Source organism: Dactylosporangium salmoneum, assembly GCF_039532525.1.
Lineage (GTDB): Bacteria > Actinomycetota > Actinomycetes > Mycobacteriales > Micromonosporaceae > Dactylosporangium > Dactylosporangium salmoneum.
Genome location: NZ_BAAARV010000034.1, coordinates 73751 through 98046 on the forward strand (window position 1 = coordinate 73751; position 24296 = coordinate 98046).

21 protein-coding genes and 1 riboswitch are annotated in these 24296 nt (G+C 72.4%); of the genes, 13 read left to right on the top strand and 8 right to left on the bottom strand.

The window, feature by feature from the left end:
* The first annotated feature begins 147 nt into the window (after positions 1-147).
* The 4 genes from ABD352_RS23870 (at position 148) to ABD352_RS23885 (ending at position 2663) form a co-directional block, all read left to right on the top strand.
* Positions 148-534: a hypothetical protein gene (locus tag ABD352_RS23870; protein ID WP_344614690.1), complete on the top strand. Its 387-nt coding sequence runs from the start codon at positions 148-150 to the stop codon at positions 532-534.
* A gap of 109 nt (positions 535-643) precedes the next feature.
* Positions 644-1603, top strand: coding sequence for an ADAM 12 protein (locus tag ABD352_RS23875; protein WP_344614691.1), 960 nt, complete (start codon positions 644-646; stop codon positions 1601-1603).
* Positions 1604-1725: 122 nt separating this feature from the next.
* A complete protein-coding gene (locus tag ABD352_RS23880) occupies positions 1726-2151 on the top strand; it encodes a roadblock/LC7 domain-containing protein (protein WP_344614692.1) in 426 nt (141 codons plus the stop codon).
* 140 nt (positions 2152-2291) lie between these two features.
* Positions 2292-2663 (top strand): hypothetical protein, encoded by a 372-nt coding sequence (locus ABD352_RS23885; protein WP_344614693.1) that lies wholly within the window; start codon positions 2292-2294, stop codon positions 2661-2663.
* A 231-nt stretch (positions 2664-2894) separates the two neighbouring features.
* On the opposite strand, the gene ppdK is transcribed toward ABD352_RS23885, so the two are convergent.
* Complete coding sequence (gene ppdK, locus ABD352_RS23890) at positions 2895-5546, bottom strand: pyruvate, phosphate dikinase (RefSeq protein ID WP_344614694.1); 2652 nt, start codon at positions 5544-5546, stop codon at positions 2895-2897.
* Between the two features lie 273 nt (positions 5547-5819).
* On the opposite strand from ppdK, the gene dusB reads away from it, so the two are divergent.
* The gene (gene dusB / locus ABD352_RS23895) at positions 5820-6956 is read left to right on the top strand and encodes a tRNA dihydrouridine synthase DusB (RefSeq protein WP_344614695.1); all 1137 of its coding nucleotides are present in this window, start codon (positions 5820-5822) and stop codon (positions 6954-6956) included.
* A gap of 11 nt (positions 6957-6967) precedes the next feature.
* Positions 6968-7120, top strand: a complete 153-nt coding sequence (locus ABD352_RS23900; protein WP_344614696.1) for an OmpA family protein — start codon at positions 6968-6970, stop codon at positions 7118-7120.
* 76 nt (positions 7121-7196) lie between these two features.
* Here ABD352_RS23900 and ABD352_RS23905 read toward each other — a convergent pair whose 3' ends face one another.
* Together ABD352_RS23905 and ABD352_RS23910 are read right to left on the bottom strand one after the other, a co-directional pair.
* The gene (locus ABD352_RS23905) at positions 7197-8021 is read right to left on the bottom strand and encodes an aldo/keto reductase (RefSeq protein ID WP_344614697.1); all 825 of its coding nucleotides are present in this window, start codon (positions 8019-8021) and stop codon (positions 7197-7199) included.
* Complete coding sequence (locus ABD352_RS23910) at positions 8018-8920, bottom strand: TetR/AcrR family transcriptional regulator C-terminal domain-containing protein (RefSeq protein WP_344614698.1); 903 nt, start codon at positions 8918-8920, stop codon at positions 8018-8020. Before ABD352_RS23910 ends, ABD352_RS23905 begins: the two co-directional genes overlap by 4 nt.
* Positions 8921-8986: 66 nt before the next feature.
* On the opposite strand from ABD352_RS23910, the gene ABD352_RS23915 reads away from it, so the two are divergent.
* The 3 genes from ABD352_RS23915 (at position 8987) to ABD352_RS23925 (ending at position 13145) form a co-directional block, all read left to right on the top strand.
* The gene (locus ABD352_RS23915) at positions 8987-10150 is read left to right on the top strand and encodes an FAD-dependent monooxygenase (protein ID WP_344614699.1); all 1164 of its coding nucleotides are present in this window, start codon (positions 8987-8989) and stop codon (positions 10148-10150) included.
* A gap of 101 nt (positions 10151-10251) precedes the next feature.
* Positions 10252-11793 (top strand): diguanylate cyclase domain-containing protein, encoded by a 1542-nt coding sequence (locus ABD352_RS23920; protein ID WP_344614700.1) that lies wholly within the window; start codon positions 10252-10254, stop codon positions 11791-11793.
* A 45-nt stretch (positions 11794-11838) separates the two neighbouring features.
* Positions 11839-11979: riboswitch (cyclic di-AMP (ydaO/yuaA leader) on the top strand.
* Positions 11980-12506: 527 nt separating this feature from the next.
* Positions 12507-13145 (top strand): hypothetical protein, encoded by a 639-nt coding sequence (locus tag ABD352_RS23925; RefSeq protein ID WP_344614701.1) that lies wholly within the window; start codon positions 12507-12509, stop codon positions 13143-13145.
* A gap of 3 nt (positions 13146-13148) precedes the next feature.
* Here ABD352_RS23925 and ABD352_RS23930 read toward each other — a convergent pair whose 3' ends face one another.
* From ABD352_RS23930 to ABD352_RS23945, 4 genes are all read right to left on the bottom strand, one after another.
* Positions 13149-14096: a hypothetical protein gene (locus ABD352_RS23930; protein WP_344614702.1), complete on the bottom strand. Its 948-nt coding sequence runs from the start codon at positions 14094-14096 to the stop codon at positions 13149-13151.
* Complete coding sequence (locus tag ABD352_RS23935; RefSeq protein WP_344614703.1) at positions 14093-14599, bottom strand: SigE family RNA polymerase sigma factor; 507 nt, start codon at positions 14597-14599, stop codon at positions 14093-14095. The genes ABD352_RS23930 and ABD352_RS23935 overlap by 4 nt, the downstream gene beginning before the upstream one ends.
* A 377-nt stretch (positions 14600-14976) precedes the next feature.
* Entirely contained in the window at positions 14977-16032 is a 1056-nt protein-coding gene (locus ABD352_RS23940; RefSeq protein ID WP_344614704.1) for a polyprenyl synthetase family protein, read from the bottom strand.
* A 205-nt stretch (positions 16033-16237) separates the two neighbouring features.
* Positions 16238-17050, bottom strand: a complete 813-nt coding sequence (locus ABD352_RS23945) for a SanA/YdcF family protein (RefSeq protein WP_344614705.1) — start codon at positions 17048-17050, stop codon at positions 16238-16240.
* 105 nt (positions 17051-17155) lie between these two features.
* Here ABD352_RS23945 and dnaG point away from each other — a divergent pair, with 105 nt between their 5' ends.
* Positions 17156-19006, top strand: a complete 1851-nt coding sequence (gene dnaG / locus ABD352_RS23950; protein ID WP_344614706.1) for a DNA primase — start codon at positions 17156-17158, stop codon at positions 19004-19006.
* A gap of 13 nt (positions 19007-19019) precedes the next feature.
* Positions 19020-19556 (top strand): hypothetical protein, encoded by a 537-nt coding sequence (locus tag ABD352_RS23955; protein WP_344614707.1) that lies wholly within the window; start codon positions 19020-19022, stop codon positions 19554-19556.
* 127 nt (positions 19557-19683) lie between these two features.
* Here ABD352_RS23955 and mptB read toward each other — a convergent pair whose 3' ends face one another.
* A complete protein-coding gene (mptB, locus tag ABD352_RS23960) occupies positions 19684-21054 on the bottom strand; it encodes a polyprenol phosphomannose-dependent alpha 1,6 mannosyltransferase MptB (protein ID WP_344614708.1) in 1371 nt (456 codons plus the stop codon).
* Positions 21055-21392: 338 nt separating this feature from the next.
* Here mptB and ABD352_RS23965 point away from each other — a divergent pair, with 338 nt between their 5' ends.
* Positions 21393-22583 (top strand): ROK family transcriptional regulator, encoded by a 1191-nt coding sequence (locus ABD352_RS23965; protein WP_344614709.1) that lies wholly within the window; start codon positions 21393-21395, stop codon positions 22581-22583.
* The gene (locus ABD352_RS23970; protein ID WP_344614710.1) at positions 22580-24166 is read left to right on the top strand and encodes a sugar ABC transporter ATP-binding protein; all 1587 of its coding nucleotides are present in this window, start codon (positions 22580-22582) and stop codon (positions 24164-24166) included. The genes ABD352_RS23965 and ABD352_RS23970 overlap by 4 nt, the downstream gene beginning before the upstream one ends.
* Positions 24167-24296 lie beyond the last annotated feature (130 nt).

Genomic DNA, 24296 nt, shown 5'->3' on the forward strand with positions numbered 1-24296 from the left:
GGCCGTGCGGGCGGGGCACACTACAACCTTTCCGACGGCCAAGTAGGCGAAACGTGCATATTGCAAAATTCAAAAGCCGAATGGACATCCTTTGCTGCCCGAACGCAGGGAGTAGTCGATCATGGAGCGCAGGGTAACTTGCCCGTTGTGCCCGTGATCGATGAGTGCCTTCGGCGAGCGATGACCATCCGGGGCGCGATCGGCGCAAGCCTCATCGACTACACCACCGGGCAGACGCTCGGCCTGGAGGGTGGGCAGCCGGACGTCGCCCCGCATGCCGACCCGACCGCTGCCGCTCTCGGCACGGCGAGCGTGATCCATGCGGCAATGCAGACCGCGGCCTATGCCCCGGCGGTGCCGGGCGACTCCGTGGAGGACGTCATCATCAGCACGTCGGCTGCGTACCACCTGATCCGGCCGGTACGCACCACCTTCGACTCCCGGCTCATCCTGTACGTCTGGCTCGACCGCAACGAGGGCAACCTGGCCATCGCGCGGCGCCGCGTCCGTTCCCTGGCCGACGACCTCGCGTGAGTGGTCGGAACGCAGCGGAGGCGACGGAGGCGACGGAGCGAAGCGAGGTGACGGCGTGAGCGGTCCGGAGCGCAGCGGAGGGGCCGCGAGTCATGGGAACAGTCACGGCGTGAGCGTGGTGGCCGTGGGGGCGAAGGCGAACGCCCCCGGCAAGCAGCCGAAATTCGCCAAGGGCACCACGCCCGCCAAGGCGCTGGCGCAGCTCGCCGCCGCCGGCGCGACCGGCGCGCTGACCGTGCACGGCGAGCCCGGCGGGGTCATCTTCCTGCGCGAGGGCCTGGTCAACGGCGTCGAGTCGCCGGCCGCGCCGAGCGTCGACCGGCTGCTCACGGCCGCCGGGCTGGTCGATGAGCGGGTGTGGGAGACCATCGCCTCGCGCCCGGCCCGCGCCCTGGTCGAGGGCGGGCACGTCACCGCGGCCGAAGTCGAGCTGTGCGCGCTGCAGGCGCTGCACGACGCCGCGTTCTTCGTGCTCGGGACCTCCCCGGCAGAGCTGCGCTTCAATCCGGGCATCGAGCACTGGCTCGGCGCCGACATCGCGGTGACGACGGACCAGGTGTGCGACTACGTCACCCGCCAGTGGCGCATGCTCGACGAGGTGCACCCCTCCGAAGCGACTGACAACGCGCCGGTCGTGCCGGTGCTGCGGCCCGGTCTCGATCGGGTGCTCCTGTCCGGCCTGCAGTGGGAGATCGTGCTGCACGCGGACGGTCAGCGCACCCCGCAGGAACTGGCGGGCCTGTTAGGGCGCTCGGCCTACGCGGTGACGCTGGACGTGCGCAGGCTCGCGGCCGCGGGCCTGCTCGTCATGCCGCAGCCCGACCCCGAGACGACCCAGGCCGAGACCAGAGTCATTGCCGCGGTACCGCACGAGCCCGAGCCCGAGCCGGAGCTGCTGCCCAAGCGGGTGCCCGGCACGTTCACCTTCGATGACCCGCCGCAGGCGCCGCCCCGGCGCCAGCTGCCGACGGGGGTGAGCGCGCTCGCCGTGCTGCCGGGGGCCATCGACAAGGCGCCGGACGACACCTTGCTGAAGCGGATTCGCGCGGCGCTGCAGTCGCTGCGGTGAAACGGCATCAGCGGCGGCGCCGCTGCTTCGACAGCGGTGCCGGCGTCTTCGACGGGCGGCACCGGCTTCGTGTACAGCGGCGCCAGCTTCTTCGGCAGCGGGCGGAAAGGAGGACGGACTCGATGAGGACCGACGCGGAGCTGCGTGGCGAGCTTCTCGCGGAGCTCGGCCGGCTGCGGCAGGCCGTTCCGGAGATCACCGGGTGCCTGGTCGCCAGCACCGACGGCCTGCTCATCGCCGACGACGCCCAGGCGCTGGTGGTCGAGGGTGTCGCGGCGCTGGCCGCGGCCTGCCTCGGCGTCAGCCAGCGCATCGCCGACAGCGCCGGTCACGACGAGTTCCGGGAGGTGCTCATCCGCAGCTCCGGCGGGTACGTCGCGATGTACATGGCCGGCCACGGCGCCGTGCTGGTGCTGCTGGCCGCGGCCGACGCCAACGTCGGGCTGCTGCACCACGAGGCGCGCCGCGCCACGGCCGTGCTCTCCCGGGTGGTGGCCGACGCCGTGCTCAGCTTCTCGCAAGGGCTCCCGGAGCCGGCGCGGTGGTGAGCCGCAACGGCGGAGCGCACCGAAGGCCCCGGCGAACAGAGCCCTCGCCGAACTCCCTCGCTGCAGATACTTCGCCCTCGAAACCCCTTACTTCCCCCACTCTTCCCACTTCCCCACGGAACGGACTTTCGGAGGTAGCCATGGCGGACATGGAGACTGCGCTCAAGGAACTCATGCAGATCGACGGCGCGATCGGCGTCGCGCTCGTCGACTACAACAGCGGTATGGCGCTCGGCGTGCTGGGCGGGTCGAAGGACCTCGACCTGACCGTCGCGGCGGCCGGCAACACCGATGTCGTGCGGGCCAAGATGCGCACCATCGAGATGCTGAACCTCAAGGACGGCATCGAGGACATCCTGATCACGCTGGCCAACCAGTACCACCTGATCCGGCCGGTGACCGGGCGCTCGGGCAAGGGCCTGTTCCTCTACCTCGCGCTGCTGCGCAGCCGGGCCAACCTGGCCCTGGCTCGCCACCAGCTCTCGCGGGTCGAGGACGAAATGGAGATCTAGGCGCCTCTTCGCGTGGGCAGCGGACCCGTCGCCCACGTGAAGGCCGGCTAGGGATCTGGCGTTTACGGATAAGTCGGGCGCACTCCTGCCTCGGCTTATCCGATTTATACGCCGACAGGTCATACATTCGGTAAATCGGGAATTGGTAGTTTGGGGAGCGAAAAAGGCCGGGGCGCCATTGCCCCGGCCTTTCTCTCGCGCACCGGGGGACTCGAAACCCCGGTGGTCCATCTACCGGGAGTCGGACCCGGTGGATTCGATGGCGGCGCGCCCGGCCTCCAGGCGGGCGACCGGCACCCGGAACGGCGAGCAGGACACGTAGTCCAGCCCCACCTCGTGGAAGAAGTGCACGGAGTCGGGGTCCCCGCCGTGCTCGCCGCAGACGCCGAAGTGCAGCTCCGGCCGGGCCGCCCGGCCCTCCTCGACCGCGATGCGGACCAGCCGGCCGACCCCGTCGCGGTCGATCGACTCGAACGGCGAGACGCCGAAGATGCCGAGCTCGAGGTACCGCCAGAAGAACGCCCCCTCGACGTCGTCCCGCGAGAACCCCCAGCCCATCTGGGTCAGGTCGTTGGTGCCGAACGAGAAGAAGTCGGCGGCCTGGGCGATGTCGCCCGCGGTGAGCGCGGCCCGCGGCACCTCGATCATCGTGCCGATCTTCACGTCGACCGCGAACTCCTTGATGATCTTCTCGGCCTCGGCCCGGATCGTCTCCAGCTCCTGCACGGCGCCGACCAGCGGCACCATGATCTCGGGCCGGGCGTCCTCGACGCTCGCGGCCGCCTCGACGATGGCCCGCACCTGCATCGCGAAGAGGCCCGGGATGACCAGGCCCAGGCGCACGCCGCGCAGGCCCAGCATCGGGTTCTCCTCGTGCATCCGGCGCACCGCGTCGAGCAGGTCCTTGTCGTGGCCCGGGTCCTCGCCGCGCTCCTCGGCCACCGCCACCTTGACCGCGAGGTCCTCCAGCGGGGGCAGGAACTCGTGCAGCGGCGGGTCGATGAGCCGCACGGTGACCGGCAGGCCGGCCATCTCGCGGAACAGGCCGGTGAAGTCGTCGCGCTGCAGGGGCAGCAGCTCGGCCAGTGCGGCGTCGCGCTGCTCGGCGGTGCGGGCCAGGATCAGCCGCTCGACCAGGCCGCGGCGCTCGCCGAGGAACATGTGCTCGGTGCGGCACAGGCCGATGCCCTGGGCCCCGAAGCGCCGCGCCCGGGCCGCGTCATCGGCGGTGTCGGCGTTGGTGCGCACCCGCAGGCGGCGGCGCTCGTCGGCGTGGGTGAGGATCCGGTGTACCGCGGAGACGAGCGCATCCGAGTGCGGGTCCAGCTTGCCCTCGAAGTACTGCACCACGGGCGAGGGCTGGACGGGCACCTCGCCGAGGTACACCCGCCCGGTCGTGCCGTCGATGGAGATGACGTCGCCCTCGGACACCACGTGCCCGTCCACCGTGAACTGTCCCTTGTGGAGGTTCACGTCGAGTTGGTCGGCGCCGCACACGCAGGTCTTGCCCATGCCGCGGGCGACCACGGCCGCGTGCGAGGTCTTGCCGCCCCGGCTGGTCAGGATGCCCTGGGCGGCGATCATGCCGGGCAGGTCGTCCGGGTTGGTCTCCCGGCGCACCAGGATGACCTGCTCGCCCTCCTTGGCCATGGCGACCGCGTGCTGGGCGTCGAAGACCGCCTTGCCCACCGCCGCGCCCGGCGAGGCGCCGACCCCGCGGGTCAGCTGCTCCGGCTCGTCGGCCAGGTCGAAGGTGGGGAACATGAGCTGGGCCAGCTGCGCCCCGGTGACCCGCTGGGTGGCCTCGTCGAGGTCGATGACCCCCTCGTCGACGAGGTGGGTGGCGATGACGAAGGCCGCCGCCGCGGTGCGCTTGCCCACCCGGGTCTGCAGCATCCACAGCTTGCCGCGCTCGATGGTGAACTCGATGTCGCAGAGGTCCTTGTAGTGCTCCTCGAGCTTGGTCATGATCGTCATCAGCTCGTCGTAGCTGGCCTTGTCGCGACCCTCGAGGTCCTGCAGGGGCATGGTGTTGCGGATGCCGGCCACCACGTCCTCGCCCTGGGCGTTGGCGAGGTAGTCGCCGTACACCCCGCGTTCGCCGGTGGCCGGGTCGCGGGTGAACGCCACGCCGGTGCCGGAGTCGGCCCCCAGGTTGCCGAAGACCATCGCCACCACGTTGACCGCGGTGCCGAGGTCGGCCGGGATGCGCTCCTGGCGGCGGTAGAGCACGGCCCGGTCGGCGTTCCAGGAGCCGAAGACCGCGCCGATGGCCAGGTCGAGCTGCTCCCGCGGGTCCTGCGGGAAGTCCCTTCCGGTGTGCTCGCGGAAGATGCCCTTGTAGTCGTCGACCAGCATCTTGAGGTGCTCGGCCGCGAGCCCCACGTCGTCGCGGGTGCCGGCGCGGTGCTTGGCGTCCTCCAGGGCGTGGTCGAACTCCTCGCCCGGCACGCCGCAGACCGTCTTGCCGAACATCTGGATCAGGCGGCGGTAGGAGTCCCAGGCGAAGCGCTCGTCGCCGCCGGCCTGCGCGGCCAGCCCGGCCACGCTGGCGTCGGTCAGCCCGACGTTGAGGACGGTCTCCATCATCCCGGGCATGGAGAACTTGGCCCCCGAGCGCACCGACACGAGCAGCGGGTCGGCGGCGTCACCCAGCCGGCGGCCCATCGTGTTCTCCAGCGCCGCGAGGTGCGCGCTGATCTCGTCGCCGCACGGGATCTCGCCGGACTCGAGGTACGCGCGGCAGGCGTCCGTGGTGATGGTGAAGCCGGGCGGGACCGGCAGCCCGAGGTTGGTCATCTCCGCGAGGTTGGCGCCCTTGCCACCCAGCAGGTCCTTGAGGTCTCGGTTGCCCTCTTCGAAGTCGTACACGAACTTCTGCACAACGCCTCCATACCCACGGCGGCACGGCCTGAGTCCTCGTTAGGTCGGGTGTGCGGCACACCGTAAGGCGTCTTTCTGGTTCCTCGCCATGGCGGGTGACAAGGAGCACAAGAAATGGCATGACTTTCGATTTCCAATGCTACTGGGAGCGGTACCACGAGCAGAAACGCGCACGAGAGCGCTCTCTCCCGCGTTCGAGCCATTTGAAAAAAGGTGGAATTTCAAAGGCTTTTCCGCGCAGTTTCAAGCAATGGCTTCGTTTGGGTGGGCGAGGTGGGCCGTGCGATCCTCGAAGGCGTGCTGCAGCTCGGACCCCACGTCGTCGACCCTCCAGTGGTGCTGGCCCCCATGGCCGGCATCACCAACGTGGCGTTCCGCCGCCTGTGCCGCGAACAGGGCGCCGGCCTCTACGTGTGCGAGATGATCACCACCCGCGCCCTGGTCGAGCGCAACCCCAAGACGATGTCGATGATCCGCTTCGGCGAGGGGGAGCGTCCCAGGAGCCTGCAGCTGTACGGCGTCGACCCCGCCACCATCCGCAAGGCCGTCGAGATGGTGGTGGCCGAGGACCTGGCCGACCACATCGACATGAACTTCGGCTGCTCGGTGCCGAAGGTCACCCGCCGCGGCGGCGGCTCGGCCCTGCCGTGGAAGCGCAAACTCTTCCGGGAGATCGTCACCTCGGCGGTGGCCGCGGCCGGCCCGCTTCCGGTGACGGTGAAAATGCGCATCGGGATTGACGACGATCATCGCACATTTCTCGACGCCGCCCTGACCGCGCAGGACGCCGGCGTGGCCTGGGTCGCCCTGCACGCCCGCACGGCCGCCCAGCGCTACTCCGGCGAGGCCGACTGGTCCGCGATCGCCGCGCTGAAGCAGGCCCTGGACATCCCGGTGCTGGGCAACGGCGACATCTGGGAGGCCACCGACGCCCTGCGGATGATGGCCGAGACCGGCTGCGACGGCGTGGTGATCGGCCGCGGCTGCCTGGGCCGCCCCTGGCTCTTCGCCGACCTGGCGGCCGCCTTCGCCGGCTCCTCCGAGCGGGTCCTGCCGTCGCTCGGCGAGGTGGCGGCGCTGATGTACCGCCACGCGGAGCTGCTGACCGAGTGGCTCGGCACCGAGCGCGACGGCGTGACCGACTTCCGCAAGCACGTGGCCTGGTACCTGAAGGGCTTCCCGGCCGGCGGCGAGCTGCGCCGCTTCATGGCGATGGCCTCGTCGCTGGGGGAGCTGGCCGACCTGCTCGCCCAGCTCGAGCACGCCGCCCCCTTCCCGCGCGAGATCCTGGGCCAGCCGCGCGGGCGCACCGGGACCCCGGGCAAGGTCGTCCTCCCCGACGGCTGGCTCGACGACCGCGACAGCGACCTGGTCCCCGAGGGCGCGGAACTCGACGACTCGGGCGGCTGAGAACTGCACCCGTGCCGCGCTGGGTTTGCACCCCGCTGCGGTCGGCCGGGGCCAACGTGGGCACGTCGATCTTCGGCTTCGGTGGCACCCATCCGGCCGTGGTCGGCGGCACGCCCCAGAGCCGGGCCGAGAACCGCCGCGTCGTGGTGGTCGTCACCGGCTGACCGGCGGCGCGAGAAGGCACGAAAAGGCCGGAGATGCCTGCCCCCCCGACGCGCGTCTCCGGCCTCCGTTCGTGGCCTAGAACTCTTCCCAGGTGGCCGGGTCCTGCTTGACCGGGACGCCCTTGTCCAAGGCGGCGACGGCGGCCATGTCCTCGGCGGTGAGGGAGAAGCCGAACAGGTCGGCGTTGGCGCGCTGGCGGGTCGGGTCGCCGGAGTGCGGTACCACCGCGATGTCCCGCTGCAGGAGCCAGCGCAGGACCACCTGGGCGCCGGTCACGCCGAGCCGGTCGGCGATCGCGGTGACGGCCGGGGCGTCCAGCACGCCGGTGTTGCGCTCCAGCGGGCTCCACGCCTGCACGACCGTGCCGCCCTCCTGGACGGCGGCGACCAGCTCGGGGCGCGAGTGCGACGGGGAGACCTGCAGCTGGTCGACCGCCGGGCGCAGGCCGGTCGCGGCGGTGACGGCCGCGATGTGCTCGGGCAGGAAGTTGGAGACGCCCAGCGAGCGGATGAGGCCCTCGCGGTGGAGGTCGGCCATCACGGCGTACGACTCGATGTATTTCCCGACGGCCGGCATGGGCCAGTGGATCAGGTAGAGGTCGACGTAGTCGAGGCCGAGCCGCTCCAGGGACGCCTCCAGCGCCGCGCGGGTGGTGTCCCGGCCCTGGTCGCGGCCGCGCAGCTTGGTGGTGACGAACAGCTCGGCGCGGGGCAGGCCCGACTCGCGCACGGCGGCGCCGACCGCGTCCTCGTTCTCGTAGGAGGCGGCGGTGTCGAGCAGCCGGTAGCCGGCGGCGATGGCGGCGAGGATCGCGTCCGTGGCCCGGCGCCCCTTGAGCGGGTACGTGCCGTAGCCGACGAGGGGCATCTCCAGGCCGGTGTTCAGCTTGACTGTGCTCATCGCTCAACCGTAAGCAGCACGCTCAGGCCGTCCAACAGGCGGGCCAGGCCGAACTCGAAGAGCGTGTCCAGCTCGAAGTCGACCGCGTCCGGGCCCAGGGCGGCCAGGCGGAGGAACGCCGGGAAGCGCCCGCCGGCCGTGATGCGGGCGAAGCGGGCCTCCTGCGCGGTGAACCACTCCACGTTGTCCACGCCGGTGTCCTGCTCGGCGTTGGCCTCCCACTCGAGGTTGATCGCGGTGCCGCGGACGTGGCCGGCCAGCAGCATCGCGGCGTGCATGGCCATCGGCAGTGGCAGGCCCGCCGCCTCCAGCGCGGCCAGGTTCCACTCGGTGTGGGCCATCGCGTTGGCCGCCATCGGCGGGCGCGTGAAGGACATGACCTCGGCCGCCCACGGGTGGCGCCGGTAGACCCCCCACTGCAGGCGGGCCGAGGTGGCCAGCCTGGCCCGCCAGTCGCCGGACGGGGACGGCAGCGGTGCTTCGCCGAAGACCGCGTCGGTCATCAGCAGGAGCAGCTCCTCCTTGCCGGCGACGTGGCGGTACAGCGTCATGGTCGGCATCCCCAGCGCCGCGGCGAGGCGGCGCATGGACAGCGCGGCCAGGCCGTCGGCGTCGGCCAGCGCGACCGCGGTGCCGACGGCGCGCTCCAGCGTCGTCGGGCCCTCGGCCGGCGCGCCGGGGCGGGCGCGGGGGCGGCGGGCGACCACGGTGCCGACGCCCGGGCGCGGCTCGACCAGCCCCTCCTGGCGCAGCGTGGCCAGCGCCTTGGTGGCCGTCGCCATCGCCACGCCCCAGTCGCGCATGAGCTCGCGGGTGGAGGGCACGCGCTCGCCCGGGCGAAGCTCGCCGGCGGCGATGCGGGCCCGGATCTGCGTCACGATCCGCTGGTAGGCGTGCACTAGTGCACACCCTACCGCCGATCCGGCGTCATTACGCGTGCCGAGCGGTGTTCGTACGGTGTACGCATGACGCGGGTTCTGATCAGCGGCGCCAGTATCGCCGGCAACGCCCTGGCCTACTGGCTGCGCCGGGCCGGGTGCGAGGTCGTGGTGGTGGAGCGGGCGCCCTCCGTCCGCGACGGGGGCTACGCGGTCGACATCCGGGGCGTGGCCCTGGAGGTGGCCGATCGCATGGGCATCGCGGAGGAGGCGCGTCGGCGCGGTACCGACACGCTCGGAACCAGCTTCGTGGACCGTTCCGGGCGGCGGATCGCGACGCTGCCGCTCGGATTCGGTGTCCTCGACCCGGCCGACATCGAGATCATGAAGGGCGACCTCAGCCGGCTGCTGCACGAGGCCGTCCCGCCCGGCGTCCAGTGGCGCTTCGGCGACACCGTCACCGCGCTGCGGCCCCGCCCGGACGGCGTGGCGGTGGAGTTCGAGCACGGCGGGACGGACGACTTCGACTTCGTGGTGGGCGCGGACGGCATCTTCTCGCGGGTGCGTTCCCTGGCGTTCGGGCCCCTGGAGTCGTACCTCCACCACCTCGGCAGCAACGCGGCGATCTTCACCGCCCCGAACGAGCTGGGCATCGAGCGCTGGCAGCTGGTGCACTCGGCGCCGGGGCGGGTGGTGAGCGTGAAGACGGACCGGGGCTCCCGCGAGGTCAAGGTGACGCTGCTGTACGGCGGCCCGGTCCCCCCACGGGACAGGGAGCAGCGGCTGCGCGCGATCGATGCGGCCTTCGACGGCGGCGGCTGGGTCGTGCCGCGCCTGCTGGAGCTGATGCGGGCCGCCGCCGACCTCTACGTGGCGCCCAACGCGCAGATCCGCATGGACGGCTGGACCGCCGGCCGGGTCGCGCTCGTCGGCGACGCCGCCTACGCGCCGTCCTCGCTGACCGGCCAGGGCACCGGGATGGCGCTGACCGGCGCCTACCTGCTGGCCCGGGCGATCGCCGACGGCCCGGACCTGTCCTCCTACGACCGCGCGATGCGCGAGTTCGTCGAGGTCAACCAGCGCGCCGCGCTGCGGCCGGCCCGCGGGTTCGCGCCGAAGACCGAGCGGGCCGCGCGGCTGCAGGCGCTGAGCATCCGGATGCTGCCGTACATGCCCTGGCGCGACCTCATCGTGGCGGCGATGATGAAGGAGGCCAAGCGCGCGGCCGGCGCCCTGGCTCTGCCGGGGTGACGCGAGGGTTTACTTCAGATCCGGTCTGATGCGTCGATATAGGGGTGCAGGGTCAGCCGGAGCGGGGTAGGCGCGCCATGGAGTCGGATCGAGACACGGCAATGGCCGCGATCCGTTCCGTGTACCGCATCACCGGCCGCATCAACACCGGCGTGACCCTGGCCGAGACGCTGCAGCTCATCGTGGACGCGGTGGTCGACGGCGTCGGCTTCGGCGTGGCCGTGGTCAACTACCTGCACCCCGACGGCGTCTACGAGGCCGTGGCGCTGGCCGGCTCGGACGAGGCCCGGGCCACGCTGCTCGGCTCCCGCTACCCGGCCGCCGAGCTCGACTCCTACCTGGAGCGGGCCGAGTGGTGGGGGCAGCTGCGGTATCTGCCGCACGACCGCCACAGCGACCAGATCCACTCGTGGATCCCCGACGAGGTGCCCGGCGGCGACGGCGTGCCCGAGGACGAGCGCTGGCACCCCCTCGACGCCCTCTTCGCCCCGCTGCTGGCCACCAACGGCGAGATCGTGGGCATTCTCGGCGTCGACCTGCCGGCCGACGGGCGCCGCCCCGGGCCCTTCCAGCGCGAGCTGCTGGAGATGCTCGCCGCCCAGGCCGGCATCGCGATCGACAACGCCAACCTGGTCGAGGCGCTGCAGCGGGAGCGGCAGCACCTCGCGGCCAGTGAGGAGGCCTTCCGGCTGGCGTTCGACGGCGCCGGGAGCGGCATGGCCATGATCGGGCTGGAGGGGCTGGACCCGGCCCGGCTGACCCGGGTCAACCCCGCCCTGTGCGAGCTGCTCGGCCGCGACCCCGCCGAGCTGGTCGAGATGCGCGTGGCCGACCTGCTGCACTCCGACGACCTCGACCGGGCCCGGCTGGCCGTCGCCAGCGCCCTGACCCGCAAGGGCGAGCCGCTGCGCGACTACGAGGTGCGCTGCGTGCGCGGCGACGGCGCGGTGATCTGGGTGTCGGCGACCATGTCGGTGGTGGCCGGGGCGCCGTCCTTCGGCATCATGCAGGTCCAGGACATCACCGAGCGCAAGGCCAACGAGGCCGACCTGGTCCGCCGGGCCTCCCGCGACCCGCTCACCGGCCTGGCCAACCGCGACGCGCTGGCGGCACCGCTGGCCGCGGCGATCCGCCGGGCCCGGACCGGCCAGGGGCACAGTGCGCTGCTCTTCTGCGACCTCGACGACTTCAAGATGGTCAACGACACGCTCGGGCACGACGCCGGCGACGCGGTGCTGGTCGCGGTGGCCGAACGGCTGACCGGGCTGGTCCGTCCGGGGGACACCGTGGCGCGCCTCGGCGGCGACGAGTTCGTGGTGCTCACCGAGAACGTCGGCGACGACCTCGCGCGGGCCGCCCTGGTGGAGCGGGTGGAGCGGGCCGTCTGCGCGCCGGTGATCCACGACGGCCGTTCGGTGCGGGTGCGGGTCAGCGTCGGCGTGGCCGTGATCGACGCCACGATCGACGATCCGGGCGCGGCGCTGCGCATTGCCGACAAGGCGATGTACCAGGTGAAGGGCCATCGTCACGCGAACAGGTCATCCGAACGGATGACCCATCGTGTGACAGCAATCGGTGAGCGAACGGGTGCGCCGGGTGGGATCCCGTTGCTGCGGTTGGCCGAGGCCGAAACCGCCCAGTAAGGTCGGGTGGTCTGCTCGGTCGACGGGCGCCGAATTGGTGCCACCGCGCAGTCGCCGTCGAGCCGCAATTATTGCGGGCCGGGGACCCACCGCAGTTCTGGGGTGTATCCGCGACCGAGTCGCGGTAGGGCGAATCCTCCCGTCCGAACCCGTCAGCTAACCCGGTAGGCGGCATCGGAAGGAGTACCACTGTGGTCCACCTCTATGCCTCGTTCCCTCCCGGACAGGTGAGCGCCAGGAACTGAGCCTGGCTGCGCTTTCACGCTGAATTCGCTCGCGCGATCCCTTGTGCTCAATGGGATCGTGCCGATCTCGCGCGCCCATTTCGGCGTGCGATTCGTCGCGTCCGTTTTCATTGCGTCCGCTTTCGTGGCGTCCGTTTTCGCCGTGTCCGCGTTCGCCGCGTCTGTTCTCGCAGCGTCCGCTTTCGTGGCGTCCGTTTTCGCCGTGTCCGCGTTCGCCGCGTCTGTTCTCGCAGCGTCCGCTTTCGTGGCGTCCGTTTTCGCCGTGTCCGCGTTCGCCGCGTCTGTCTCGCAGCGTCCGCTTTCGTGGCGTCCGTTTTCGCCGTGTCCGCGTTCGCCGCGTCTGTCTCGCAGCGTCCGTTTCGCCGCGTCCGTGAGGAATCTTTCTTGAAGACTTTGTCCCGTCAGTTTCGTCCCAGACACCGCCGGCCCGGCCTCGTCGTGAGGTCCGGCGCCGCGTCCGTCGTGGTGGTGTCCGCCGCACTGCTCGCCACCGGCTCGACCGGCGGCCAGGCCGCGCCCGTGGCCGCCGAGGCCGCCGCGCCGCCGCCCTACTCCTTCGACGTCTCCTACATCCGGCCGCAGGCCGACTTCGGTACCGCCGCCCTGGTCCAGGCCTCGACGCCGACGCCGCCGACGCCGGCCGCCCCGGTGCCGCCGCCCGCGCCTCAGCCGCCCCGCCCGGTGGCCGGGCTCACCCAGACCCAGATGAACAACGCCGTGGCCATCGTGCGCCAGGGCCGGGCCCAGGGCATGCCGGCCAAGGCGCTGGTCGTGGCGGTCGCCACCGCGATGCAGGAGAGCGACCTCTACAACGTGGCCAGCCCCGCGGTGCCGGCCTCGCTGCGGCTGCCGCACGACGGCGTGTCGCAGGACCACGACTCGGTCGGGCTGTTCCAGCAGCGGGCGAGCCAGGGCTGGGGGACCGTGGCCGAGCTCATGAACCCGGCCCACTCGGCGATGCTGTTCTACAACGCGCTGGCCCACGTGTCGGGGTGGCAGAGCATGAGCGTCACCGGGGCGGCGCAGGCGGTGCAGCGCTCGGCGTACCCGGGGGCGTACCAGAAGCACGCCGACCGGGCCGCCCAGGTGGTCGCCGCCATCGTCTGAGCGTCAGGGAACCGGGTCGGTCGTCCAGTCCTCCGCCCGCGCGATCGCGACGACCCGCGCGTCCAGTCCGCCCTGGTCGACCCGCCCGTCGGCGCCCAGCGTGACGCGGTAGCCGGGACCGTCGCGGCCGGGCGGCGGCACGTAGGCGTGCTCGGCCAGCACGAGCGTCGTGCGCAGCCCGCCGGTCACCGGGTCGGTGCCGCGGTCCATGCCGACGAGGGTCACCGGCGCGTCCGTGACGACCGTCAGCCCGACCGGCACCGCCCGGCGCCCGTCGGTGCCGAGCCGCTCGGCGATGTGCCGCCACACGGCCCGGTTCTCGGCCGGCGTGCCCGGCGCCTCGCCCTCGACGGTGGCCCACGCCCCGGGCGCCCACTGCCAGAGCAGCCCCGTGGTGGCGGGGTCGGAGTCCACGGTGTACCACCGTGCGTCCCCGGCCCCGAGCGCGGGCGCTGGGCTGGTGGTGACCGGGCCGGGCCGGCGGGGGAGGTACCCGGGCGCGTACAGCGTGATGCTGAGCTCGGTGGCGCTTCCCTTGTCGCGGCCGTCGGTGTAGCTGAGCGACTGCATGGCCGCCCACATGGTGCGGTCGGTCCGCTCGTGCACCCCGGGGGGCAGCCAGCCGGGCGCGATGCGCAGGATCAGCACCTCGTCGAAGCCGCCGGCGTGGTGCCGGGCGCGGGTGGATGGGCTCGCCGAGGCCTGCCCCGACGTTCCCGCCGCCGGCCCCTCGCCGGGCTGCGCGGGCCGCAGCGCGACCGCCGCCGCCCCGGTGAGCCCGAGCACCACGACCGCGGCGGCCAGGCCGGTCGTCAGCGTGCGCACGGCCTTGCGCCGCCGCCCGTCGGCGACCACCCGGGCGAGGTCGACCCGCGACTCCGGCGCCTCGCCGCCGCCGTGCATGAGGCCCCGCACGGCCCCTTCGTCTTCGTCTTCGTCGCGGACGTTCATCGCGTACTCCCCGTGTCGATCGGCGCCAACCGCCGGCGCATGGCGCCCAGTGCGGCGGCGGTCTGGCTCTTGACGGTGCCGGGCGCGCAGCGAAGCGCCGCCGCGGTCTGCTGGACCGACATGTCGTAGTAGAACCGCAGGACGAGCACGGCCCGCTGGCGCGGCGGCAGCTCGGCGAGCGCGTCGCGCAGGTCGAGCCCGGCCGGCAGCCCCTGCAGTGCCGCGTCCTCGGCCGGCCCGTCGGGCAGCCGGTCCAGCAGCCGCACCCGGGCCCATCCGCGCCGCTGCTCGTCGACGAAGCGGTGCACCAGGATCGTGCGCACGTACGCGTCGACGTTGTCGGCCCGCCGGATGCGCCGCCAGCGCACGTACGCGTCGGTGAGCGCGCGCTGGACAATGTCGTCGCCCCGGGTCCAGTCGCCGCACAGCAGATATGCGGCGCGGCGCAGACCTGGGAGCCTTGTTCGGACGAACTCGTGGAACTCTTCTTCGGCGTCCGCCATGTTTCCTCCCCGCGTTACCTCTATGGCGTCGCCGGGTCGGGAAACGGTTCGGTGCGGGTTCGTTCGGGGCGATTGCGATAAGTCGGGCGCTGGCGCGCCGCGACTTATCTGACTTATACCCCGGCGGGCGGAAAGTCCGAAATGCTGGTGACTAGCCGTCAATGGGCGCGGAAGCGCCCGGGATCTGATGAGTTCGGACGCCCGCGCCGCCGCCGAATGGTCGTAAAAGCGCCTGGATCCGATAAGTCGGGCGCTGGCGCGCCACGACTTATCGGACTTATACCTCGTCAGGCGATAAGTCCGAAATGTCGTGGCGCGCCAGCGCTCGACATTTCGAGCAAATCGTCACGCAAGGGGCGATCGCCCGTGGCAGGGAGTCAGTTTGGTGCAGCGGCGGCCCGGCGGGCCAGGGCGACCAGCTCGGCGACGGCGGCCGGAGCGGGCGAGGCCAGGTCGAGCGCCAGCAGGGCCTGCGACAACAGCTCCTCGGCCTGACGCCGGCACCAGTCCCGGGCGCCCGACTGCTCGATCGTCTTCGCCGCCCGCTCCGCGTCGGCGTCGCTCAGGCGGCCGCGCCCGTCGAAGAGGCCGGCCAGCTCGTCGGCCCCCGCGGCCAGGGCGGCCGCGACGGGCAGGGAGCGCCGCCGGCGCCGCAGGTCGGCGTAGGCGGGCCGGCCCGGGCCGGCGTGCTCGCCCCAGATGCCCAGGAGGTCCTCGGCGAACTGCACGGCCAGACCGAGGCGCACGCCGAAGAGCCGCAGGCGCTCGACCTGGTCCGCGTCTCCGCCGCCGGCCACCGCGCCGAGGGCGCAGGCACAGCCGAAGAGGGCGCCGGTGCGCTGCTCGACCATGGCCAGCACGTCGCGCAGCAGGTCGGTGCGCTCCTCAGCCGGGTCGGGGCGGGTCTCGCGCAGCGCCAGGGAGGCGTGCTGGCCGTGCAGGAGCTCCTGGACGGTGTCGCCCAGCACGCGCATCATCGCCCGGTCCGGGCCCGGGGCGCCGGTGCGCTGGCGGGGGCGGCCGGGGGCGGTGTGGGTCGGGTCGCCGGTGGCCACCACGTCGAAGGCGAGCGCGAGCAGGGCCTCGCCGCCCAGCGCCGCCGGCTGGGAGCCGACCACGCTCCAGGCGGCGCCGTCGGCCCGGCCGTCGACGAGGTCGCGGCGGATCGCCGACCAGTGGTGCATGAGCTCGACCGCGACGGCTGCGGGCACCGCGTCGTGCGGGTCGCCGCCGACCGCGGCCGCGCAGACCAGGGTGAGCGCGCTGCGCAGCCATGCGGCCGGGGCGTCACACCCGGCCGGGTGGCCCAGCTGCAGCTCGCCGACCTCGCGAGACGGCTCCGGGAGCCGCCCGATGGCCGCGCGCAGCGGTGGGTCGACCATCCGGCCGGCCCAGCGCAGCACGTCGTCCGTGGTGCGGAGCACGATGACCATCAGCCGAGCCGTCCGATCCTCGCCCTCACCGGGCCTGCACCACCCTCGCGTCGCCGTGTCGAGACCGGGCTCAAGTATGCCGGGGAGGCCGGGCGCGTACGGCGGAAACCGCGAGGGCCGGGTCGTGTGGCGAATCCGGCTGTCGCCCGTCCGGTGCGTGTCGCGCGAAAATCCGCGTGTCGTCCGGGCGGCCGTGCGAGATCCACTATGGAGTGTGCGCGGCCACCGCCCGCTGGACCGCTGGGTCCGGGGGTGACTGCACGGCGGGTGGCCGGTGCCGGATCGCGTCCCAAGCGGCCTTCCAGGCGGCCCCGACGTCCCTGGCCGTGTTGTACCAGATCGTCACCTGCCGGCAGCCCTGACACCCGGACGGGACGCCCCACGCGTCCACGCCCAGCCGGCGGCAGAGGGTGACGGCGCGGTACAGGTGCACGTCCTGGCTCACCAGCAGCGCCCGGGTGATGCCGTAGACGTCGTGGGCCCGGCGGCAGGTGTCGTACGTGTCCAGGCCATATGGGTCCAGGACGAGCCGGGACGGGTCGACGCCGCGCTCGGCGAGGTACGTGCTCATCGCCTTGACCTCGTTGCCCGACCCGCCGTGGGCGTCGCCGGAGATCAGCAGCGCCTTGACCTTGCCCGAGGTGACCAGGGCGGCCGCCGTGTCGAGCCGGTTGCGCAGGAACGACATCGGGTCCTTGCCGCCGTTCTCCAGCTGCGCGCCGAAGACGATCGCGACGTCGGCGGCGGGCGCGCGGTCGGCGGCCACGAGCCGGCCGCCCGCCGAGGCGCGCAGCCACACGGTCGGGGCGAGCGCGACGGCCAGCGCGATCACGGCGGCGACGCCGAGCCGCCACAGCACCCGCCGCCGGCGCCGCCGGTCGTCGGGCAGCCGCCGGGAGAGCCCGAGCGTGGTGATCACCACCCACTTCCGGCGGTACCACCCAAGCCTGACCGGCGGCGCGGCGTCCTCCGCCGGAGGCGACGGCTCATCGGTCAGCGGCGACGTCGGGGTCGTCATGCGCGCAGCATCCCACGGCCCGGCAAGGCCGCGCCGCCCCGCGAGTCGTAGATTGTCGGTGCCGCGAGGCAGGATGTATGGCGTCGGACCGGTGGGAGGTGGCGGTTGGCCGGCAAGATCAAGGACGAGGACATCGCCCTGGTCCGGGAGCGCACGTCGATCGAGGACGTGATCTCCGAGCACGTGACCCTGCGCTCGGCGGGTGGCGGCAACCTCAAGGGCCTGTGCCCGTTCCACGACGAGAAGACCGCCTCGTTCAACGTCTCACCCGCCCGCAACGTGTACTTCTGCCACGGCTGCGGCGCCGGCGGCGACGCGATCAAGTTCCTCATGGACCACGACCACCTGAGCTTCGTGGAGTCCGTCGAGCGGCTGGCCGCGCGGGCGGGCCTGCAGCTGCGGTACGTCGAGGCCGGCAGCGCCCCGATCCGCCAAGGCGGCCAGAAGCAGCGCCTGATCGCCGCGCACGCGGAGGCCGCCCGCTTCTACGCCGAGCAGCTGGGCACTCCCGGCGCCCGGCCGGCCCGGGAGTTCCTCGCCCAGCGCGGCTTCAGCAGGGAGGCGGCCGAGCGCTACGGGTGCGGCTTCGCCCCCGACGGCTGGGACCACCTCAGCAAGTACCTGCGCCAGAAGGGGTACTCCGCGCAGGAGCTGACCAGCGCCGGCCTCTGCCGCGAGGGCCGCTCGGGCGGGCTCATCGACCGGTTCCGCCGCCGCCTGGTGTGGCCGATCAAGGACATCTCGGGCGACGTGATCGGCTTCGGCGCGCGGAAGCTGTTCGACGACGACGACGGCCCGAAGTACCTCAACACGCCCGAGTCCCCGCTGTACAAGAAGTCGCACGTGCTCTACGGCATCGACCAGGCCAAGCGCGAGATCGCCAAGCAGAGCCGGGTGGTCATCGTCGAGGGCTACACCGACGTGATGGCCTGCCACCTGGCCGGCGTGCCGGTCGCCGTGGCCACCTGTGGCACGGCCTTCGGCGGCGACCACATCTCGGTGCTGCGCCGCCTGCTGATGGACGCCGACGGCTACGGCGGTGAGATCATCTTCACGTTCGACGGTGATGCCGCCGGGCAGAAGGCGGCACTGCGCGCGTTCGAGGACGACCAGCGCTTCGTGGCCCAGACGTTCATCGCGGTCGGCCCGGACAACATGGACCCGTGCGAGCTGCGCCTGGCCAAGGGCGACGCCGCGGTGCGGGACCTGGTGGCCGACCGCCAGCCGCTGCTCGACTTCGCGCTGCGCTCGGTGATCCAGCGCTTCGACCTCGACACCGCCGAGGGCCGGGTCGGCGCCCTGCGGGCCACCGCGCCGCTGGTCGCCAAGATCAAGGACCGGACCCTCCGGCCGGAGTACGCCCGCAAGCTCGCCGGCGACCTCGGCATGGAGCTCGAGACCGTGCAGCGCTCGGTGGCCGCGGCGGCCAAGGGCGCGCCCGACCCGATCCCGGCCCAGCCGCAGCGGCGCGTGCTCGCCCCCGACAGCGCCGAAGCCCTCGTCGAGCGGGAGGCGCTGAAGCTCGCGCTGCAGCAGCCGGCGCTCGCCGGGCCGATGTTCGACGCGGTCGGCCCCGAGATGTACACCCATCCGGTGTATCTGTCCCTGCGCTCGGCGGTGGCGGAGGCTGGCGGGGCGTCCAGCGCGGCCGGCGGGGCGGTGTGGATCGAGCGCGTGCGTGAGTCGTGCACGGACCTGGCCGCCGGGGCGCTGGTGGCCGAGCTTGCGGTCGAGCCGTTGCGCCTGGACGGGGAGCCGGATCCGCGGTACGTCGAAGTCACCATCAACCGGCTGCAGCTCATGGCCCTGAACCGCGCGATCGGCGAGCTGAAGTCCAAGCTGCAGCGGATCAACCCGGTCTCCAACGCCGACGAGCACCTGCGGCTGTTCAGCGAGCTGGTCTCCCTGGAGCAGCACGCCCGAGCCCTGCGCGACCGAGGGGCCAGCCGGTGGTGAAAGACTGGTCGGGATGTTCGGCATTCTGAAGCGGCGGCGGTTGCCGGCCGACAAGCGGCCCAAGCTGGGGCCTGATGAGCGCGTGGTGGCGTGGGCCGGGGCGACCGGGGACAACGCCGTCGTGGCCACCAACCACGGGCTGTGGCTGCCGGGCGCCGACGAGCGCCTCGGCTGGCACGAGATCCACAAGGCGACGTGGTCGGGCCGTCAGCTGGCCGTGATCGCGGCGAGCGAGGTGCCGATGGACGGCGAGGAGTACGTCGTGATGGCCGACCTCCCGCCGCTGATCCTCACCCTGCTCGACCCGGACCGCGTGCCGGAGCAGGTGCGGGTCCGCGTCAACAAGTCGATCGCGCACACCTCACATCACCCGATCGAGGGCACCCGCGGCGGCGTGCGGATCGTGGGCCGGCGCGTGCCCGGGGTCAACGGCCTGCGCTGGACCGTTCGGTACGACGAGGGCGTGGACCCCGAGGCCCCCGGGGTGCCGGAGTACACCCGCGAGCTGGTGGCCTGGGCGCGATCAGGTCTCGGCACCACGTCGTCCTAGCCACGCGGTCAAGATCAACCGATAAGTCGGGCGCTGGTGTGCCACGAATTATCGGATATATGACCCGTCAGGGTATAAGTCCGAAATGTCGTGGCGCGCCAGCGCCCGACATTTCGAATCAACGACGCTAATCGGTGAGTTCGGGTGTCTGCGATCTACGGGCCGGCCGCCGGACGAGTCGTGCCAGCAGGGTCACGACCAGGGCCACGTCCAGCAGGGCGCCCGGCAGCTTGGTCTTCGTGGCCAGGCCCAGGCTGTCGGGCAGGGTGAGGAACGGCAGAGCGACGACCGCCACGTGCACGCCCGTCCGCAGCCGCCCCGTCAGGTGGGTGCCGGCCAGCAGGGCGATGCCGGCCAGCGCGTACCAGGCGTAGAACACCGGCCCGAGCACCGCCGTGGCCAACAGGGCCAGGCCGGCGGCGGTCAGCACCGGGTCGAGCGCCTCGGCGGGGGACCGGCGGGCCGTGCGCGCCGCGCGCCACCACAGGATCAGCAGGAGCACGGCCAGGACCACGAAGCCCAGCGCGCGGGCGACGGCCACCGCGGTGTCGAAGGCGGCGGGGCGGCCGGCGGCCCGCAGGACGTACCCGGCGGCCATGCCCACCCCGGTCGGGATGGACAGCCACTGCTTGAGTTCGGCCGTGGAGCCCAGCGCGCGCAGGAAGCCCAGGCCGTGGCCGGTCGCGGCGGCGAGGACCGCGTAGGTGGCGAGCAGGGCTGCGGTGAAGCCGAACGGGGCCCGCCGGCAGGGGCCGCCGGCGCGGAAGAACACCAGCAGCACGGCGAACGGGGCCGCGACCAGCGCTGTGATCTTGACGGCAGCCGCGAGGCCGACCGCGGCGCCGGTCGCGCCCGAGCGGCCGCGGGTGGCGAAGGCGAAGGCGGTCAGCAGGAAGCCGGCCAGCAGGATGTCGTTGTGGACGCCCGACACCACGTGGATGAGCACGAGCGGACTCGCGGCGAGGACCGCGTTGCCGTCGGTCAGCCGGTGGGCCGCGGCGACGCACAGCACCAGCCCGAGGATCGCGAGGAGGCGGAACAGGCCGACGGCCACGATCAGGTGACCGTGCGCGAGCCAGGCGACGCCGCCGGAGAGGGCGAACCACAGCGGGCCGTAGGGGGTCGGCGTGTCGCGCCACAGGGGCGGTACCTCGGACAGCCACGTGCAGGGCAGCGCCGACGGGCCGTGCTCGTAGAGGTTGATCCCGGCGTCGAAGAGCTGGCCCTGGCAGGCGTACGCGTACACGTCCAACGCCCCCATCGGCGGCGCGACCAGGAGCGGGGCGCTCCAGATCGCCGCCGTGACGAGGAGCTCGCGCGGGGCGGTCACCCCGCGCAGCGACCACCAGGCGCGGGCCAGCAGCAGGAGGGCGACGAACCACACGACGACGCCGGTGACCCAGGCGGCGTCGTGCGGCAGCGGCTTGCCGGCGAGGAACCCGCTGAGGGCCAGCAGCGTCGTCGCGGCCAGCCCGAGCCAGCGCGGGTTGAGTCGCACCCCGGCATCCTAAGCGCCGTCCGGGAAAACTTTCGCTGCCCCGGTTTGGGATAGTTTGGGAAACGTCGGAGGACCTTCCGAAACGCCACCTGACCTGGGGAAACCCGCATATTTTCCAATGCGTCCGAACTTCCGTCGGATTCAGCAAAAGTTTGGTAACGAGCGAAAGAAGCTCTAGACGCGGGGGCTGCGACGGGCCTAAAGTCTCGACGCAACACGGGTGTAACGCACGGCACACGGCCCGGCAACCAGCCGCCAGGTGGCGATGTGGTGGTGTTGCCGCATGTCGCGCGCGCCTGGGCCTGCGACCTGACTAGGGGGTGGCTCTGATGAATCCGATGAACACGGTCTCCGCGATCGACAACCCGGTACAGTCGCGGCTGCTCCGCCTGTTGCGGGACACCGGTGCGTTGTCGCGGGCGGAGTTGGCCGATCGGCTCGAGGTGCCGCGGCCGCGGCTGCTTGCCGACCTGGACGCGCTGGTCGCCACCGGTCTCATCCGGGAGGCGGGGCCGGCGGCCAGTCGCGGCGGGCGGCGTTCCACGCTGGTCGAGCTCAACCCCGGACTGCGCTTCGCCGCGGTCGACCTGGGGGCCAGCTCGATCGACGTGGAGATCACCGACGGGCGGCTGGAGCCCGTGGCCGCCTACGGGGAGCCGGCGGACATCCGCTCGGGCCCGAAGGTGATCCTCCAGCGGGTCAACGAGATCCTGCACAAGCTCCGGGCGGAGGCCGCCTTCGAGCGGCTGCACGCCATCGGGATCGGCGTGCCGGGACCGGTCAGCTTCCGGGACGGGGTGCCGGTGTCGCCGCCGATCATGCCCGGCTGGGACCGGTTCCCGGTGCGCGAGGCGCTCGGGCGGGAGCACAACTGCCCGGTCGTCGTCGACAACGACGTCAACATCATGAGCATCGGCGAGCGCTACGGCGGCGTCGCCCACTCGGTGGACAACCTGCTGTTCCTCAAGGTCGGCACGGGCATCGGGTGCGGCATCTACCTCAACGGTGAGGTGTACCGCGGGACGGACGGCTGTGCCGGCGACATCGGCCACATCCAGGTCGACAGCCACGGGCCGGTGTGCTCCTGCGGCAACGTCGGCTGCCTGGAGGCGCTCTTCGGCGGCGGCGCGCTCGCGCGTGACGCGGCCGCGGCGGCGCGCAGCGGGGCCTCGCCGGCCCTGGCCGACCGGCTCAACGCCAACGGGGTGGTGACCGCCAAGGACGTCGCCGACGGCGCGGCCGAGGGGGACGTCACCTGCATCCGGCTCATCCGCGACGGCGGGCGCCGGGTCGGCGGCGTGCTCGCCGGGCTGGTCAGCTTCATCAACCCGTCGATGATCGTGATCGGCGGCGGCCTGGCCGGCCTCGGGCACATCCTGCTCGCCGAGATCCGCAGCGTGGTGTACCGGCGCTCGCTGCCCCTAGCGACCGGCAACCTGCCGGTCGTCCTGTCCGAGCTCGGCCCTCGCGCCGGCGTCGTAGGCGCCGCGGTGCTGGCCAGCGAACTCGCGTATGGACGGCCATCGTGACAGAACTACCGGAACACCAGGAATCCTCACCGGCGGACGTGGTCCTCCGGCTCACCGATGTGGTCAAGACGTTCCCCGGCGTCCGCGCGCTCGACGGGGTCCAACTCGAGGTGCGCGCGGGCGAGGTGCACTGCCTGCTCGGGCAGAACGGCGCCGGCAAGTCGACGCTGATCAAGGTCCTGTCCGGGGCGCACGCGCCGAACTCGGGCGAGATCCTGTGGCAGGGCCAGCCGGTCTCGTTCGGCAGCCCCCAGGCGGCCATGAAGGCCGGCATCGCCACCATCTACCAGGAGCTCGACCTGGTCGACGGGCTCAGCGTGGCCGAGAACATCTACCTCGGGCACGAGCCCAACAGCGGCGGCTTCGTGGCCCGGCGCGCGATGCGCAAGGGCGCCGAGGCGATCCTGCAGAGGCTCGGCCACCCCGAGATCCCGGCCGGGCGCGAGGTCGGCAAGCTGCCCGCCGCGGCCAAGCAGATCGTGAGCATGGGCCGGGCGCTGTCGCGCGAGGCCCGGCTGCTCATCATGGACGAGCCGAGCGCGGTGCTGGCCCACGACGAGGTGCAGAACCTGTTCCGGATCGTGCGCGGCCTCACCGAACAGGGCATCGCGGTCATCTACATCTCGCACCGGCTCGACGAGATCCGCGAGATCGGCGACCGGGTGACGGTGCTCAAGGACGGGCGCACCACCGCAGCCAACCTCGACGCGAAGTCCACCCCCAACCGCGAGCTGGTCAGCCGGATGACCGGCCGGACCATCGAGTACGTCTTCCCCGAGCGGCCGGCCGCGCGCACCTTCGACGGCGCGCCCCTGCTCCAGGTCGAGGGCCTCACGCTGCCGGGGCGGTTCGCCGACGTGTCGCTGGAGGTGCACGGCGGCGAGATCGTCGGCATCACCGGCCTGGTCGGCTCCGGCCGCTCCGAGGTGCTGGAGAGCATCTACGGCGCCCGCCGGCCCACCGCCGGGACCGTCGAGCTTGCGGGAAAGCGCCTGCGCAAGGGCAGTGTGAGCTCGGCCGTGCGTTCCGGCATCGGGATGGCCCCGGAGGAGCGCAAGAGCCAGGCGCTGCTGCTGGCCGAGCCGATCTACCGCAACGTCACCCTGGCCGGGTTCGCCCGCTACGCCAAGGCCGGCTTCACCGACGCCGGCAAGGAGCGCGCGGCCGCCGAAGAGGTGACCCGCGGGCTGGACCTGCGCCCGGCCGACGTACGGCGCCCGGTGCGCACGCTGTCCGGCGGCAACCAGCAGAAGGTGGTCGTCGGGCGCTGGCTGCTCGGCGAGACGAAGCTGCTGCTGCTCGACGAGCCGACCCGCGGTGTTGACGTGGGGGCGCGGGCAGAGCTGTACCAGGTGATCCGCAGGCTCGCCGACGAAGGCGTCGGCGTGCTGCTCGTCTCCAGCGAGGTGCCCGAGGTGCTCGGCCTCGCCGACCGCGTGCTGGTCATGCGGGAGGGCCGGGTCGTGCGCGAGGCGCCCGCCGACGAACTCGACGAAGACATCGTGCTCGACCTCGTGATGGCCGGCTCGCTACTCGACGGGGCGAGCCTCGCGGGGCCGGCCGCCGAAGAGGATGCGGCGTGACTGCCGGAGCGAATCGGAGGCGGGCATGCCGCCCTCCACTTGTTCTCAGTCTTGGTGAGCACGGCATGACTGCAGGAGCGAAGCGGAGGCGGGCAAGCCGCGCCGCTCTTGTTCCTTCTCTTATCGAAGG

Bases quoted from the DNA above. Each gene is read 5' to 3' on its own strand.
- ABD352_RS23880 (WP_344614692.1), top strand. From the start codon at position 1,726: ATGAGGACCGACGCGGAGCTGCGTGGCGAGCTTCTCGCGGAGCTCGGC.
- ABD352_RS23885 (WP_344614693.1), top strand. From the start codon at position 2,292: ATGGCGGACATGGAGACTGCGCTCAAGGAACTCATGCAGATCGACGGC.
- ABD352_RS23905 (WP_344614697.1), bottom strand. From the start codon at position 8,021: ATGAGCACAGTCAAGCTGAACACCGGCCTGGAGATGCCCCTCGTCGGC.
- ABD352_RS23915 (WP_344614699.1), top strand. From the start codon at position 8,987: ATGACGCGGGTTCTGATCAGCGGCGCCAGTATCGCCGGCAACGCCCTG.
- ABD352_RS23920 (WP_344614700.1), top strand. From the start codon at position 10,252: ATGGCCGCGATCCGTTCCGTGTACCGCATCACCGGCCGCATCAACACC.
- ABD352_RS23930 (WP_344614702.1), bottom strand. From the start codon at position 14,096: ATGAACGTCCGCGACGAAGACGAAGACGAAGGGGCCGTGCGGGGCCTC.
- ABD352_RS23935 (WP_344614703.1), bottom strand. From the start codon at position 14,599: ATGGCGGACGCCGAAGAAGAGTTCCACGAGTTCGTCCGAACAAGGCTC.
- ABD352_RS23940 (WP_344614704.1), bottom strand. From the start codon at position 16,032: ATGGTCATCGTGCTCCGCACCACGGACGACGTGCTGCGCTGGGCCGGC.
- ABD352_RS23945 (WP_344614705.1), bottom strand. From the start codon at position 17,050: ATGACGACCCCGACGTCGCCGCTGACCGATGAGCCGTCGCCTCCGGCG.
- ABD352_RS23955 (WP_344614707.1), top strand. From the start codon at position 19,020: ATGTTCGGCATTCTGAAGCGGCGGCGGTTGCCGGCCGACAAGCGGCCC.
- ABD352_RS23965 (WP_344614709.1), top strand. From the start codon at position 21,393: ATGAACACGGTCTCCGCGATCGACAACCCGGTACAGTCGCGGCTGCTC.